Consider the following 16,595-nt stretch of genomic DNA (forward strand, 5'->3'; position numbering starts at 1 on the left):
AAAAACCAGCAAACTCTAAAGAGGTTGCTGGTTTCAGCTCGTAGACAAAGTCTTATTAAACTGAATAGTGACGTATAACCTCCAACTGGGCTGGCCACTTCGCTTTCCAGTGGGCTCAGCTTCAGCCTCCTCGTCACTGACGTTCCTGCGGGGTCTTCAGCTTTCGCTGTCCCACAGGAGTCTTCGTGGACCAGCCCAGTTGGAGGGTTCCAGCTTCAATCAAAGTGAGACTATTTAGTCCATTTCACAATAAAAATACATGATCAAGCCTTTTCATCTACTCACTTAAGGATTCGGAGCACCAAGTGGTGAAGGGCAAAGATATGCTCCTGCATCGCTGCGCTAGCTTCGTCGCAAAGCCACTGCCCAAATTTCCTTCGGTCACTGACTTTCCTGCGGAAAAACGAAGGGATGAGACCCCGCAGGAGCTTGCGACGAGGAGGCTCAGCGCGGAGTCCTTGGCAGCTGGCACCGCGACGTCCTATCGCGCCAGTTGCATGACCCACATCCTGTGGGCCCAAAGCGTCCGCTTGGTGTGGAGAATCATAGATGCATACAAAAAAAACGAATAATCATTCTTTTGTCTACAGTCTAAAACCAGCAACCTCTAAAGAGTTTGCTGGTTTTTGTGTACGTTATTTTGCAAGTGCTCTGTGTACGAATGCTGTGTACTCTGCTCGTTTGGCATTAGCGTTTGGTTGGAATGAGCCGTCTTTATGGCCAGTTGCTAGTTCGTGAGCGGCGATTGTGTTGATTGAACTTTCAGCCCAGTGGCCGCTAATGTCTGTGAACGATGATGACGGTTTTGCAGCTGACAATGCAAATGCGTTCGTCAGCAGTTTGCTGATTTCAGCGCGTGTGATGCTCTCGTTTGGCGCAAATCGGTCAGCTGAACGTCCTTGCACAATTCCCGCTTTTTGAACAGCGTTAATGTTGCCAGCTGCCCAGTGCGAAGCGGGAACATCTGTAAATGCTGAGCTTTTTACTTTTTCTAATTTTAATGCACGTGCAATGATGGTTGCCGCTTCTGCACGTGAAACATTAGAATTTGGCTCAAAAAGGCCATTGCCTTTTCCTGTGATGATTTCTGTAACGGTTAAGTCTTTGATTTCATCGGCTGCCCAAAATCCTTTTGGTACATCGTGGTACTGACCTACCGAAAGATTTGGTTTCGAGACGGGTTTTGCTTGTTCGCTTATTCCGTCTAGACGACGCGCGCCTGTGTATTTAGGTCCCCAATATGGGTTGGTGTTCAAATTGGCGATTGTAACTCCTCCGCTTGTTGCTGAAAGGAAATTACCATCTCCTATGTATATTCCTGAATGTGAAATTCCGCGTTTGTATGTGTTTGAAAAGAAAACCAAGTCGCCTTCTTTCAGGTTACTTTTGCTGACGCTCGTACCAATTTGGTATTGTTGCGCAGAGGTACGTGGAATTGCAATATCAAATTCATCGTACACATAGCGTAAGTATCCTGAACAATCAAATCCTGACGGTGTTGTTCCGCCGAATTTATAAGGCGTTCCTAAAAATTTCTTAGCGTATGTTGTTAACTCGTTTGGTGTCGCTGCACTCGCTGAGTTGGCATTGAATGGACTAATTGATAGCACTAAGACCGCAATTATCATAAGTAGTAGACGTTTTTTCACTCGGCACCTCTTCGTTTGAATTTCGGGATGGTGATCACTCATCGACCGTTAGTTGTTTCTTTAATATAATTTTGATTGTAACAGTAAAAACATACTTTAAACGTTACATTTGTGTTACAAGTGTGTAACAAAGACTATTCTACTGTTTAATTTTAGGAGAAAAACATATATAAGTACTTATATTTAAGAAAGATAATAAGGAAATAAAAACCAAAAAAGACCATTTTGCAAAAAGCAAAATGGTCTTTCGATTCCTTTATTAGTGACGATTTTCGTTTTCGCCCCAGCATTCTGTGTTTTTCAGGCCAGGTATGTTTTTTGCGAAAAACTCAGGATTTTTTCCAGCTTTGCGCTGGCTTGTGTAGTCATCAAGCACTTTGAAAGCCGTTTTGCCGAGCAAAGCAATAACCACTAAGTTGAGTACGGCCATGGTGCCCATAAACAAATCTGCCATGTTCCAAACGAGTTGAACTTGTGCTAATGCACCAAACATAACCATTCCAAGTACTCCAAAACGATAAGCTGTTAACCAAGCGCTGTGCGCGTTGATAAATTCAATGTTTGTTTCACCGTAATAGTAGTTTCCAATAATTGAACTAAATGCGAAGAACAAGATGGCGATTGCCAAAAAGTAAGGCGCCCAGCTGCCAAGATGAACATCTAATGAAGCTTGTGTCAGTAAAATTCCAACTTTTTCACTTGTTGAATACAAACCAGCCAAGATAATGATAAAAGCAGTTGCTGAACAAATGACGATCGTATCGAAGAAAACGCCTAAACTTTGTACTAAGCCTTGTTTAGCAGGATGCGAAACGTTGGCCGATGCTGCTGCGTTTGGCACAGAACCCATACCAGCTTCGTTTGAGAACAATCCACGACGAACTCCTTGCATAATCGCAGCACCAATTCCGCCGCCGATTGCTTCTTCTAAGCCAAAGGCACTTTTCACAATCAGCATGAAAACTGCAGGAATTTCAGTGAAGTTCATAATGACAATGTACAATGCCACAATGATGTAGATCGTTGCCATAATCGGTACAACGATTTGTGTCACGCTAGCAATTCGTTTAACGCCTCCAAAAATAACAATTGCAGTTAAGACGACAAGTCCTAAACCAACAGACCAATCTGGAATATTGAAGACATCTTCAAACGATTGCGCAATTGTATTTGATTGAACCGAGTTAAAAATAAAACCAAAGGCTAATGTTAAAAGAACAGCGAAGACGATTCCTAGTTTGCGATTTCCTAAAGCTTTTTCCATGTAGTAAGCAGGGCCTCCGCGGAATTGTTCGCCGTCACGAACTTTGTAAACTTGCGCTAACGTACTTTCAACAAAAGCGGTCGCCATTCCGATAATCGCAACCATCCACATCCAGAAAACCGCTCCAGGTCCACCGATGGCAATTGCCAAAGCAACCCCGGTAATGTTCCCCGTACCGACGCGTGATGCTGTTGAAATCGTAAAGGCTTGGAAAGCTGAAATTCCGCTATCACCATCCTTTTTTTCTGTGATGACACGAAACATCTCACCAAACAGACGAACTTGAACGAATCGCGTGCGAATCGTAAAATAAAGGCCAAGGCCCATAAGAAGTGCAATTAGTATGTATGTCCATAATAACGTATTGATGTTATCCACGAACCACGTGATTCCGTCTATAAAAGCATCCATTCGCTTTCCCCCATTTCATAAACTTAACTTTGTGTCTATACCCCATTTGCAGTAACAGAAAACGTTGATCGAACTCAAATAGAAAAATGAGACCCTCTAGTAAAAGAGGATCTCGGATGTCGGCATTATTATTTTATCACGTGTTTTTCTTATAGAAGAATTTTTAGTGTTTTAAAGTTATTTCCCGGGAAATGTTGCATCATGTTGCTTTTAATATATTGGCCAACACTCGTGCTCCTATATCAAGCGCATCATGATTAAAGTCCATATCGGGGTGATGTAGCCCCGGCGACAAGTCTGCGCCAATGCCAATCATAGCAGCATGCAATTCTGGTTTTTTGATTGTGTAAAAATGAAAATCGTCCGCACCGGTTGTATGAACGGGCGCTGCCGTTGCCGCGTCTCCCAGTGTTTTGCGAATCGCTGCATCGGCAATTTGCATCGCTGTTTCTGAAACTTCTGCAGCAGGCGTGTAATCAGTCCATTCAAACGTAATGTCAACATCGTGTAAAGAGGCTATCGCTCCTAAGCCGTCGCCGATTTTCTGCTGAAGCTCTTTCATGAGTTCATTTGATTGAGAACGCACATCCATCGAGAAGTGTGCACTTCCGGGAATGATGTTCAAACTATCGCCACCCGTTTGGATATGTGTGAGTTTTGCCGAATACGACTCAAATGGTGAAAAGTAAATCGATTTCATGAATTGATGGATAGCGGCGATTACATCAATTGCGTTTTTCCCTTGATGTGGACGCGCTCCGTGTGCGTCCACTCCTGTAATTTTTCCTCTTAAAAAAATTCCCGACCCGTGATGGAGTGCTGGTGTTACTTGCCCAAACGGCAATTCTTCGATTGGACGTAAATGAACACCGTATAAATGCGACACTCCATCCATCGCGCCGCGCGCTATCATCGATAACGAACCATTGCCCAATTCTTCTGCTGGCTGAAAAATAAAACGTACACGTTTTGTCAGTGGTTCGTCTTTTAAATACAACAACGCACCGAGTACCATAGCCATGTTGGCATCATGTCCGCACGAATGATTGGCCTGCAATATACCATCGACTTCTTGCCAAAGCGCATCCATATCCGCACGCACCGCAACCACTTCGTCTCCTTGTCCAATTTCGGCAATCACTCCGGTAACGTCCGAAAAGGTATGATGCTTAACGCCAAGATCCGTCATAATCGCGGCTAGTTTTTTAGTGGTCTCGGTTTCTTTCCAACTCACTTCTGGATGTGTATGAAAATGATTAAAATACGCCAGCGTTTGTTGCTTGATGTTCATGTGACCCTCTCCTTTTGTATTAGGATTCCCGTTGATAGTTTGATTGTACACGAGCGGAGTTGAGAGTTAAATGGGTGTGGTGTGGATGGTTACCCGGGTGTTCGCACTTTATACTAGCGAAATTACCAGTTATACATAAAGGTGAGTTTATTTGTGGAGTGGGTGGTAGATGTATTTACGATATTTGCGTCCGCCTACGGGTTGGCAGTGGTTATTGAGTAGAAAGCGTTTAGCTGTGTCTAGACTTTTGAGTCCGATGAAATCGCGGCATTCCACTGTGTTGATAGCGGGTTTTATTAGCATAAACCAATCGTGTAGCGCTTCGATGTGGGCATTTCTACTGACGAGTCTGCATGTCTCGCATTCCCATGCAACCTGAGTTCTATGCATTTTGCCAAATTGGCAACGTGGGCAAAAGACGCCTGTTTCAATTTCAGTTTGCTGAATTTGAAATTTAGGAGCGAGTGGAAATGGTTGGTAGTCTTGATGTGCTGCGAGGAATTTTTCGCTTAGCTGGTTGAGTTCTTCTATAGACAGAATCGACTTTGGCAGGTTTAATTCGGTTAAATAAAAATTTACTTCGCTCGCTGCTAAAATGCGCGAGTTTGGTGGCGTGTCTTCAACAGTTTGGGAAGGATGCGCAATGACTATGATGCTGAAAATTGGTAAATGAGAACCTATTTTTTCCAGAAATTTACACATTCGCATCGTTGTTTCGTTCATTTGCGTGATAGGGCTTTTATAGCTCCGAATTTCTCCATCCGCCAATGTGGAATAAAGCGCGCTCGGGTTTTGCTTGAATTGTAGCTTGCCGGTAATGTTTTTGACTTCTAGCAAAAAAATAGCGCTTTGTGTAATCAAAACGGTATCCACTTGGATTTTGAATGGCTCGGGCAAGGAAAAATCTTGGATGATTTGATGAGCATACGGCGGATCGAAAAAAAAGAGCGCTTCATCTAACCGTTCTTCTCCACTGAAACCTGCTCTCGCATTATTGAGACTATTTTTAACAGCCGCTCGTTTCGGATGAGTAGGTGACAATCTTTTCAATAAAGCTTCGTACCCCGCAATTTTCACTGGTTTTCCTCTGTATTTAATGATCATAAGTTTCCTCCTTTTTAACTAGCTTAGCAGGTCTTTTAACCGCTTGCCATTTATATCCAAATTTGATTTTTGATTGGCCTATGAGGGTCGTATATGAGATTTGGTGGATAAGGAGGTCTCATTTCTATATAAGCTTTTCGCAGGCGAAAAGTTTATCTTCTTTGCCTAATTTTCTACAAGTATTCTGTGTACGCATCAAAAAAAAGCCGCCTTAATGGCGACTTTTTATGGGTATAGATAGGATCATGTCTTCTAAAAGCATGGGCATTTCTTCAAATGTGTTTTTGATGTGCAAGCGCTCTGTTCGTCTGTGTGCGTCTTTGCCGTAAGGGCCGACATTTAGAACAGGAGCGGTTAGTTGTTTCATTGCTTGGAACGGGATACTGTATGGATCGCCATATACGGGTGTATTGTTTTCGTAGGCGATCCAGCCGTCATTTTGGTCGTTGTAACTGACGTAGCTTAAGTCTGAGATGCCGTTGAAGAAATGGCTTTGTTTGACATCAAGGTCAAATTTTTCTTTTGCGTTTTTTGTGACTTGTTCAACGCACCGTTTAACTAGTTCGTTTTCGGTCGAGTTTACAGATGGGTAATATGGCGGCGCGAACATCAGTACTATCGCAGGCGTTAGCTCTTGGCAGTTGATCAGCAAGATGTCTGTGACGTGCATCGATTTTTCACGGATGTCTAAATCTGGAAGTGCTAACGTGTCATGCAGCAAATCGGTAATGTAGTCATGGCCGAATTTAGTGCGTGCGTATTCCATAAGTTCTTCGTAGCGTAACACCTTTATGCCGCCGACAGGTTCAATATTTTCGCGTTCACACATAGCAAAGTAGTCGCGTTCGCAATGCGCTGCCGCTTCTTTTGCGACCGTTTCGAAAATCTCAAACACTTCTTCTGCAGTTCGTTTCATAGTAAAGACATTGTACATTGCTGACGTGCGGTACGGCGTTTGTGCTGAGTATTCTAATTTCATATCACGTTGCGTGAGAGTTACCGGCAGCGGCGTGGATTCTCCGTAAACCACTTCTTTAAAGCTCGTATTCCATTCCATACGATGGGTTAAGTAAGTTGAGATATAACTTGATGTAATGCCTGATAGCGGTTCGCCCACATGCGTTTCTTTGCCATAAAATAAAGCAGACGGCATGATTTTGCCGATAGATCCGGTGTATACATAATGTGCAGTATCTCCGGGTTTGCTCGCGAAGACAGGCTCTCCGTTTAAGAACAATATAAATTCTAAGTTGTGCTCGCGTTCGATATCGAGCAGTCGCGATACACCATAACGCATACCTGCAGAGTTTACTTCTTCGTCTGGTACGGTCATCAATAGTAAGTTGATGTTCCACTTTTCGATCGACGCTTTCTCGATTAATGCCATGTGCAGTGCGAGTCCTGCTTTCATGTCCATTGTTCCGCGACCAAAAAGATATTCTCCTGAGTCAAGGTCTCGCAATGTATCTTCATCTAACTCTTCACGAATTTGTTTAAAAGCTTCACCAAGCAATTCTGGATTGCCTGCTAATGGTTCCAAATCGCCGTATTCGCCCGTATGAACGGTATCGAAATGGCTAATTAACACAATCGTATCGACTGCCTCTGGATGTTTGTAAAGAGCCGTCACATTTTGGCGTCCCCAGTTGACTTCTCCCATTCCAATATAATCTGGATGTTCTTGAAAATAAGGCAGTTCCATTAATTTATCTTTTAACTTATACGCAAACTCCACTTCTCCATCAGTTAAAGTTAAGCTTTTCCAACTGACAAGTTCACATAATAATGCTTGTAATTTTTCTGGTGTTCCCCATAATGCGGTCACGGCTCTACACTCCCTAATTATTCTTTACTTTTCTTCATTATAATGAATTTTTTGTTAAATAAAAAGAAGATGACTCTAAAATATTTTTGCAACAAAAAACGACTCATGAAAAAAGCCGTTTTTTACGTTTTTTCATTAAATCTTCAGCAGCCCCTGATCCAAATAGCACACCAATAACGATGAGCACCAATCCATAAATATGGCCAGAGGTAATTTTTTCATTTAAAATCACACTAGCGCCAACTAATGAAAATAATGTATTCAAGTTCATAAAAATTGCAGCTTTTGTTGGGCCAGCTTGCCCTATCGAATAATTGTAAAGCATATGACCGACTGCGGTTCCGAGCATTGCAGAAAAGAAAAAAGCGACCCAAAAAGATGTGGGTGCATCAGCAAAAGCTGCAATTTCACCCGGTTCTTGTAGCAGCGAAATGACAAACAACACGACCGAGCCGATGATAAACATATAACCTGTTAGTAAGCGTGGATCCAAGGTACGGGCGGCATTGGCGATAACAATATAACTTAGCACTTGCGCCAAAATCGACAAGAATACGTAAACGTCTCCAATGTTCAAACCCGTTGATGCTCCACTGCCCACCATAACCGTAGCGGCCACACCCGCAAATCCAACAACAACTCCAAACCATTGAAGCTTAGATGGGTAATTGCGCATAATTAATGACACCAGCACCGCCGTTAACATCGGTCCTGTCCCGAGAATCAATCCAGCATTTGAGCCGGTTGTTACGGCTAAGCCATTTGACAAGAAATAATGATGTCCTACGACATTGAGTAGCGAGCCAAGAAAAATAAATTTCCATTCTTTTTTAGCTGGCCACCGCAACAGTTTGAACCTTGTGAGAATTGCCATCACAGACAAGCCTGCCAAAAAAATACGAAATGCGGTTAAAGTGACAGGATCGACAAATGACAACATGTATTTAACCGCGGACAAGTTAAAGCCCCAGACAATCATCACAGCCGTTAAAATGCCATAAATTTTCCATTGATTCAAATCCAAAGACCTTCTTTCGCCTTTCTGTAGAAAAGCCCTTATTTTTGATTTTTTTGGAACAGTTTACTTAGGTGTTTGGATAGTGTATTGATATGCTTTTCGATCGATCAATAAACTGAAAGCGATAAAAGCAGCAAGCGATAATAACACGGGTACTGTAACGGTATGAACACCGAACAAATTACCGTTTGCCAGGTTGTAAAAATGCAAAGCGATATAGCTACTAATTCCTGTCATCATCGATGCAATGGCGCCGTATTTATTGCCCCATTTCCAATACAACCCCAGCACAATCGGCCAAATAAAGGCCGCTTCCAACCCACCAAACGCAAACAAATTCAAGAAAATGAGCAGTTCAGGTGGATTTAATGCGAGCAAAAAGACAATTATGCCGAGTACGCCCGTCACACCAAACGAAATGCGTTTAATGGTTTTAAGTGTGGCATCTGGTTTTACATAATTCAAATACACGTCTTTCACAATCGATGAACTAACTAGTAATAACAACGAATCGACGGTCGACATAATCGCAGCCATTGGCGCGGCGAGGACGATTCCAGCGACCCACGGCGGCAAAGTTTCAAGCGCAATTAGCGGAATGACTTTATCCCCAATTTCAATGCCTGGCATAACAGGACGTGCAAAAACGCCGATCAAATGCATATTCAGCATGATAAAACCAGTTACAAACGTGCCAATAATTAACGCCCTGTGCATGGCACGCGAATTTTTATAAGACATAGCACGTACTGCAATTTGTGGCAAGCCAACAACGCCAACGCCGACTAAAATCCAAAAAGAAGAAACGTAAGCAGCGGTTAAATCACCGTTTGCACCATATGGCGTGACTAAATTTGGGTTTTCAGCAATCAAATCATTGACGATGTTTGGAATGCCCCCTCCTGCAACAATGACCGCAATCAGTAACACAAGTGTACCGATAAGCATGACGGCTCCTTGTACAGCATCGGTCAAGGCAACGGCACGAAACCCACCAATCGTCACATACACAAGCACACTAACAGCAAATAAAAACAACGCTGAATTATAAGATAATCCTGTCAGTGATTCCACAAGACGCGCACCGCCAATCCATTGTGCGGCCATTGCGGAAAATAAGAAAACAATAATGCTAAAAGCTGACAGCAAGACAACGAAAGTGCTATTGTAACGAGCTTTCAAAAAATCAATCATGGTAATTGCTTTATAGCGCCGTGCCATAATGGCGTATTTTTTACCAAGAATCATTAACACAAAATAACCTGTAACCACTTGTGCCATGGCAAGCAACACCCAACCAAACCCTAACGTATAGGCGGTTCCAGGACCTCCAAGAAAACTTGACGCACTGCCGTAAGTCGCAACCATCGTCATAGCGAGTACAAAGCCACCTAGTTCACGGCCACCTAAAAAATAATCGCTAATAAAATTGGAAGAACTCGCTAATTTACGGCTTGACCAATAACCGATAAAAAAGATGATCAGTAAAAACACGAGCATGGGTACTAATACGGCGTAATTCATCATTCCTCCTCCTCTTCATCAAACGGGACTTCGACAAAGAAGAATTTAACGACAATGACAACCAATACCGAAATTAATAGGAATCCTACCACACAGCTATAAAAAAACCAATCCGGCAAGCCGAAAACGTAACGGTACTCTTCAACAGGACGTGAGCCTAAGCCGTAAGCAAAGCCAAACCACCACAAAAAATTGAACAAGGCTAAGCCAAGCCCAATCCATGCTTCTCGGTGCGCTATTTTAAAACGCCAATCCAATTCCTCCATCACATACACTCCGATCGTTGTCTTTTTATGGCTATTTCTCGCGTTGTTCTTTTTCTTCATCTATCGTACACCATTGACGAGTTTTGATTAACCCCTACGTGTGCTTTTTAAGCAGGTAAAAACCCGAAAGCTTAAACTTCCGGGTTTGAGTTTTAACGAGCTAGTAAATATTCTACATATGCACGCCAATAGGTATTTTTCGCTTCTTCGAAATCTGGTTGGCGGCTCGGGAAAGGCATAAACACTTTCGGTGGCACAACAAATTTCTCCAGTTTTTCTTCGTGGATTATAACCGTTCCAACTTCAGGAGCTTCAGATAATACCGCTTTTGTGCCATCTTCAAAATTGGTCGTCACTGACACTGTTTTGGGTCGTCCGTTTATATGTAACGAATGCGCTTTGCCGGTAACACCGTCATAATCAAAAAGCCAAGAAATCGGCAAGGCTACTGCATCACTAGCTGACTTTAACGTAATGGCGGTGTTGACATTGGCGCCATAAGGCAATGGATTTTCGATCGGTGCATCAGCGACGATGCGTATTTCATAATACGCCAACGGATTGTTTTGTTGTTTTGGATCTAATTGATGATAAGCTTCTAGCCATTTCGATTCTTCGGCAGGCATTTCAGAAATACGTTGAACCGTTCCTGTGACGATGCCATCGATGCCTTCACCTTGAATTTGAACAGGATCTGTCACTTGTACCGATGGCCACTCGTCTTCTAATACATAACTCAAAAACACTTTTTCTGTTGAATAAATTTCGATGCTTAATGGTTCTGTATCACGATTGATTTTCGAAACTGTTCCATCAACGGGACTAATTACCGAAGGACTTGATAAATTTTGTGCAAGCTGCGCATTTAAAACCGCTAATTGTGAGTCTAGTGCAGCTAATTGTTGCTCAGCTTGCGCAATTCCTGCAGCGTATGAACCGTCTTGTGGTACTGCAACACCCACAGAAACGTTAACATCAAATTTTATAACTTCGTCTTCTTCATTGGTGATTTCGGAATTATTGGATGCATCTCGTGACACCGCACCCCCTTGTGCAGCTTTTGCTTGTTCCAATGTTGCAAGTGAAGCTTTCACTTCGGTGCGTTGACTTTCTAATGCTATTTTTTGGGTTTCCCATACAGCTCGTTGGTCCTCTGTTTCCGCTTCATTTAAAATGGCCAACTCAGATCCAGCAGTAACCGCGTCTCCTTCGTTAACTGTCCATTGCTGCAATGCTTCGTTGTCTTGAATATAAATTTCGACCGTATCTTCAGGGACCGTTAAGGCTTCTTTAAACAAATTGGTCGTGTAAGCATGCGCATATGTTTGTTCATAATCATCGACGTAAACGCTTTTTGGCAAAATGCTTTTCTCACCGAACAGTAATAACGCATTGGCAGTCAAAAAAGCGACAATCGCTACGGATAACCCAACAAAATAGAATTTATTCAAAGGGATTCCCGCCTTCCATAAAACCGCCTAGTATATCGTCCACTGGGATTAAACTAACTGACGCAACAATCAAGGCCGACACTATGTGAAGAATGATCAAACCAAACAAAATCAGTGCCGGATTTATCTTCGTAAAGCTCCGAATAAATCGGTATTGCACCGCAATGATTAGCGACGTAAACAACGTTAGCTGATTAAAAAAATAAATCAAAAACGAATGGTCCAAAAACGTATAAGCAATCGGACCGAACGAGAAAATAGAGACCGACATCGTATAGCCAGTCACTGCAAACAACAGACTAATCAATCCCTTTTCAATGATCAGTAAAGCCGTCACATAAATTTGCATAATGAGCGCTGCACGCCACGGCAACCGTAAGAGTTTGCTGTACAAAAATGCTGTTCCGTAAACATGAAAAGCTACATAAAAACCACCCCATAGAAGCGTTCCCATAAGTGATGTCCAACGCGCGACTGTATATGCATCCCACATACCTGCTGCGAGAAGAGGTGTCAGTGATTCTGTATTCATGCCCCAAACTTCACTAACGGCAAAAACCAAAAGACCCATTAGAAAAATCCAAGCAATGCGTTTACTAACGTTCCGCATTTCGGTTGTTTGTATATTATGTATAAGCTGCCCTTGTCTCGGGAAAAAGTGCCAAAATCTAAAGTCTGATATCATGCGTATGATTCCTTTCAAGGCAATTGACGTTCTGCTTCACTTTACTTTACCAAAAAAGCGCTCTCTTTGAAACGTATTCGCTGACACATTTTACAATATATGAGCTGTTTGAGTCAAAAGACATAGAAATACGGTCGAATGGCGTGGGTTTGTTTGCGACTTGCCCAGTGTTTGCTTGGCTTACTCCAAAACAAAAAGGCTGTTCACAAGGAACAGCCTCAGACTGTAGACAAAGTCTTATTAAACTGAATAGTGATGTATAATCTCCAACTGGGCTGACCACTCCGCTTTCCGGTGGGCTCAGCTTCAGCCTCCTCGTCACTGACGTTCCTGCGGGGTCTTCAGCTTTCGCTGTCCCACAGGAGTCTTCGTGGACCAGCCCAGTTGGAGGGTTCCAGCTCTAATCAAAGTGAGATTATTTAGTACATTTCACAATAAAAATACATGATCAAGCCTTTTCATCTACTCACTTAAGGATTCTTTTGTCTACAAGCCGAGGCTGTTCACAAGGAACAGCCTTTTTTTCTAGTTAGTTTATGATTCAATAATACGGTATTTCTTATGTGAAATTACGGTCATGTTAGATGCCGCACCAATTTCTTTTGCGTCTTCTGGTGAGATTTCTACAATCACTGAGTTGTCCATAATCTTGAAAATCGTTCCATTAACATCCACATCGTTACGAGTGAAAGATATCCATTCACCGATGTAGCGCGCCGCTACGAATTCTGATACTTCTTTTTCATGGGGTTGGAAAGCCATCAATACCACGCCTCTCTTTTTAAAACGCTATCTGTCTATTATACCACAAACTGACTTCTATTTCATCTTTGACGACAAGGCATTCTTGAATGTTTTTATTCAATACTTTTTTTATTCGTGGTCTTCTTTTTCCATAAAGCGACGAACTGCGCATAGTTCCACTTCGTGCTTAGTGCCAGCCAATTCAATAATTTCTACTGATTTCCCTGGTGTCGGTGAATGCAACATGAGTCCATTGCCGTAATAAACTCCGACGTGATGCAGTTTGCCTTTGCCTTCTTCGTACGCAAAGAACAATAAATCGCCGATGTGCCAAGAACTTTCATCGTGCTGGTCAATTTCTGTTCCTTCTACCGCTTGATCAACTGCATCGCGCGAAATGATGACGCCACTTGCTTTCATTAAGTTGTAAGTAAACCCCGAACAATCAAAGCCGTAGCTCGACATGCCTGCCCATAAATACGGCAAATCTAAAAAGGATGCACCGAGTGCAGCAATGTCTAAACCGGTCGCTTGAGAACTTTGGTTATGAGTTGCAACAATTTCTACTGCATCTTTCATGATTAACGCATTGCCATCAGGAGTTTGTAGACGAACAAAGTCACCCAGTCCTTTGATGGGAAGCATCGTATTAAACGGCACTACTGTTAACGGATGAAACTCTTCTGTCCACAGTTGTGCTTTGTCGTGCATGACGCGTGCATAGCCCAGTTCTGCCAAAGTCTCCACTTCTTGCAATTGACTCATTGGCACCCAGCCGGGGTAGCCACGCTCATCTTTTTGACACGGTTGCCAAAGCGCAATAATTTTTGCCCAGCCGTCAACCACTTCATCAATCAAAACCGGTTCGCCGTAAAGAAGCTGTGTTTGGATGCGGTTCCCATCGACCAAGTCTTGCGTATCGTCTCGGCTCATTTCTTGTAGCCATTTATTGATGTTTGGGTTTTCTGCAATGCCATCTGCATCGATTGGACGCACTTTTTCAGGTGCCGTCCAAACAGTTGCAACAGGTACACTACATACCCATGCCGTAGATTCGGTCTGCAACAAATCCTTCACTCCGTTTCTTTTGAATTATTGAACACCCGGAAGAATCGTCAAGGTTTTTGCATCTCCATCTAGTCGAGCAAGAGCACCTAAAGGAACGGAGAAATGCGGTTCGCAATGTCCAATTTTAAAGCCTTTGACTATCGGAATTTTTAATCCGCTGAAATAATCAGCCAATACTTGTTCTAGCGAAAACGAAGGCTTGCGTTTATTTGGCTCAGCGTTTTTAAAGTCACCAATCACAATTCCCGCAGCTTCATCGAATTTGCGTGCCATGCGTAAATGATTGAGGATTTCGTCCACTTCAGCCGGCTCTTCATCGATATCTTCGATCAATAAAATCTTGCCCTTTACGTCTAGATCAAACTTCGTACCAATCGCGCTACGAATCAACGATAAATTTCCGCCAACTAGCTGGCCTTGTGCCACTCCGCTCACGATGGTTTCGAGTGGTGACACTTCCTCGGTGTAATGCAGTTCAAACGGTTCGAACAATTGGCCAAACATGCGACGGCTGCGCTCGTGAAATTCAGGTTTGCCTACATCTGAAGCAAGCATTGACCCGTGGAACGTCACCATTTCCGCATATTCGCCCAGTGCAGTATGTAAAAAGGTAATATCCGAATAGCCCCAAAATACTTTTGGGTTTTCTTTAATCATGGCGTAATCGATTTGGTCAGCATACCGTGCAGCACCATATCCTCCACCTGCACAAAAAATACCAGCGATTTCTGGGTCTCTAAACATCGCATGCAAATCAGCTAATCGTTCTTTATCGGTTCCTGCTAAATAGCCCTTTTCTTCATATACCGATTTGCCAAGCTTAACATTTAACCCAAGCTCTTCTAAAAACGGCAATGCTTTTTTCAAATTTTCTTGATCTGGAGGACTTGAAGGTGAAATCACACCGACGGTATCCCCTTTTTTCAATCGTTTTGGTAATGTTCTCAAACTTATCTACTCCTTTAGACTCTAGTCAATCTGTATTCAGTATAAACGAAATGCGCCATAATCTATCAACTCAAAATTTAACAGAATTTTGCTTGCATCGCGAGTTCAGTCATTACTAACATCGCTCGGTAAGCTTCTAACATATCTTTTGCTTGAAACTGAACAACGGGTGCGTCTTTTTGCAGCTCGCAACCTGGCATCATCGCAGCTAGTTCCGCTTCACCGTAATTAGTAAATTCGATTTTCAATAATGGTTTTTCTGGTGGTCTTAATGGTTTCACATTGGCACGGTTTTCAATCGCTCGAATGGTTTGTTCTTGCAACAACTTTTGTGCTTTTTTTGGGTGTAATGTACGAACCGTCGAACGAGTTACTGACTGTTTTACTGCAACGGTCGTCACATTTGGAATTAATGCCTCCGCTTCCTTACAGGCACAGTCATCTCCTGCTACCAATAAAACCGGCACTCCGTGGTAACCCGCAACATAGGCGTTCAATCCCAGTTCACCTACTTCTACTTCATTGATCCACATCGAACGGACGGCAAAAATCATAGAATGTGCCATCACACCTTTTTGTCCAGCACGAGCATGATAACCCGCAAACAAAGCACCCGTATAACTTTGATCTAGACCTTCTACCATCGAATACGTTTTTACTCCGCCTGTAATCAACTCAGCTTCTTCATGCAAATCTTCTGCAATTAAATTATTCATCTTTGAATGACTGTCGTTTACGAGAAACGTTTTTGCTTCTGCCATAAAAGCGCCGCGAATAATCGCGTTGGCGTCTTCTGTCATTAAGCGGCGGCCGCGTTCGTAATTGGCTTCAGTTGAATCGACATATGTATAATCGGGTAGCGCCGTGACCCCTTCCATATCCATAGACAAATAAAATTTCATTTAAAAACTCCTTTTCATTCTTATCCAGCTACTTTATATCATTCAATGTACCAATCTCCAACAGATAGTTCAATCTAAGAGGTGTTCATTTTTATGCAAAACTGGGCTTAATCTATTCATTTTATTTTATATTTTAGAATTTTTAGTTAATTTGTATGATGTTTATTAGAAATCATTCATTTATACTAAAAACAAGTTAGCAAACAGCTTAACTTACCAGTGATATCTTCCACTAATATACATTTAAAAGGAGCGGATGAAAATGATGAATTTCGACAAAATACTTGAACTGGGCTGGGAAGATCTTGCAATTGGAATAGCTGGTTCGGCAGCTGTTATGTTGTTTATCAATTTTTATACATTGATGTAAGGGGTGACATATGAAGAACCTAGACACGTAAAAGCTCTTTTCCCGATAATGCGGAAAAGAGCTTTTACTATGGCG

General features: G+C 42.5%; 14 protein-coding genes. All 14 read right to left on the minus strand.

Going from position 1 to position 16,595, the window contains the following annotated elements; translation table 11 throughout:
* Positions 1-635: 635 nt before the first annotated feature.
* The 14 genes from I858_RS13170 to I858_RS13235 all read right to left on the minus strand — a co-directional run bounded on the left by I858_RS13170 (position 636) and on the right by I858_RS13235 (position 16,150).
* The gene (locus tag I858_RS13170; RefSeq protein ID WP_065524439.1) at positions 636-1,649 is read right to left on the minus strand and encodes a C40 family peptidase; all 1,014 of its coding nucleotides are present in this window, start codon (positions 1,647-1,649) and stop codon (positions 636-638) included.
* 259 nt (positions 1,650-1,908) lie between these two features.
* The gene (locus I858_RS13175; protein ID WP_204249427.1) at positions 1,909-3,324 is read right to left on the minus strand and encodes an alanine/glycine:cation symporter family protein; all 1,416 of its coding nucleotides are present in this window, start codon (positions 3,322-3,324) and stop codon (positions 1,909-1,911) included.
* Positions 3,325-3,523: 199 nt separating this feature from the next.
* The gene (locus tag I858_RS13180; protein ID WP_049694128.1) at positions 3,524-4,615 is read right to left on the minus strand and encodes an amidohydrolase; all 1,092 of its coding nucleotides are present in this window, start codon (positions 4,613-4,615) and stop codon (positions 3,524-3,526) included.
* Positions 4,616-4,762: 147 nt separating this feature from the next.
* Positions 4,763-5,719: a nuclease-related domain-containing protein gene (locus tag I858_RS13185; RefSeq protein ID WP_049694127.1), complete on the minus strand. Its 957-nt coding sequence runs from the start codon at positions 5,717-5,719 to the stop codon at positions 4,763-4,765.
* Positions 5,720-5,930: 211 nt separating this feature from the next.
* On the minus strand, positions 5,931-7,544 hold the full coding sequence (locus tag I858_RS13190) for a M20/M25/M40 family metallo-hydrolase (RefSeq protein WP_049694126.1): 1,614 nt from the start codon (positions 7,542-7,544) through the stop codon (positions 5,931-5,933).
* Positions 7,545-7,647: 103 nt separating this feature from the next.
* The gene (locus tag I858_RS13195; RefSeq protein WP_049694125.1) at positions 7,648-8,562 is read right to left on the minus strand and encodes a DMT family transporter; all 915 of its coding nucleotides are present in this window, start codon (positions 8,560-8,562) and stop codon (positions 7,648-7,650) included.
* 63 nt (positions 8,563-8,625) lie between these two features.
* On the minus strand, positions 8,626-10,086 hold the full coding sequence (panF, locus tag I858_RS13200; protein WP_049694124.1) for a sodium/pantothenate symporter: 1,461 nt from the start codon (positions 10,084-10,086) through the stop codon (positions 8,626-8,628).
* Positions 10,086-10,352: a DUF997 family protein gene (locus I858_RS13205; protein WP_049694123.1), complete on the minus strand. Its 267-nt coding sequence runs from the start codon at positions 10,350-10,352 to the stop codon at positions 10,086-10,088. The genes panF and I858_RS13205 overlap by 1 nt, the downstream gene beginning before the upstream one ends.
* 152 nt (positions 10,353-10,504) lie before the next feature.
* Positions 10,505-11,803, minus strand: a complete 1,299-nt coding sequence (locus I858_RS13210) for an HlyD family secretion protein (protein WP_049694122.1) — start codon at positions 11,801-11,803, stop codon at positions 10,505-10,507.
* A complete protein-coding gene (locus I858_RS13215) occupies positions 11,796-12,413 on the minus strand; it encodes a hypothetical protein (RefSeq protein WP_049694142.1) in 618 nt (205 codons plus the stop codon). The genes I858_RS13210 and I858_RS13215 overlap by 8 nt, the downstream gene beginning before the upstream one ends.
* Positions 12,414-13,022: 609 nt before the next feature.
* On the minus strand, positions 13,023-13,250 hold the full coding sequence (locus I858_RS13220; RefSeq protein ID WP_049694121.1) for a DUF2187 family protein: 228 nt from the start codon (positions 13,248-13,250) through the stop codon (positions 13,023-13,025).
* 111 nt (positions 13,251-13,361) lie between these two features.
* Positions 13,362-14,309, minus strand: coding sequence for a C40 family peptidase (locus I858_RS13225; RefSeq protein WP_338046064.1), 948 nt, complete (start codon positions 14,307-14,309; stop codon positions 13,362-13,364).
* Positions 14,310-14,324: 15 nt separating this feature from the next.
* Positions 14,325-15,248, minus strand: a complete 924-nt coding sequence (locus I858_RS13230; protein ID WP_049694119.1) for a S66 peptidase family protein — start codon at positions 15,246-15,248, stop codon at positions 14,325-14,327.
* A 77-nt stretch (positions 15,249-15,325) separates the two neighbouring features.
* Positions 15,326-16,150 (minus strand): M55 family metallopeptidase, encoded by an 825-nt coding sequence (locus I858_RS13235; protein WP_049694118.1) that lies wholly within the window; start codon positions 16,148-16,150, stop codon positions 15,326-15,328.
* Positions 16,151-16,595 lie beyond the last annotated feature (445 nt).

The sequence above is a fragment of the Planococcus versutus genome (genome assembly GCF_001186155.3).
In the GTDB taxonomy this organism is placed as follows: domain Bacteria; phylum Bacillota; class Bacilli; order Bacillales_A; family Planococcaceae; genus Planococcus; species Planococcus versutus.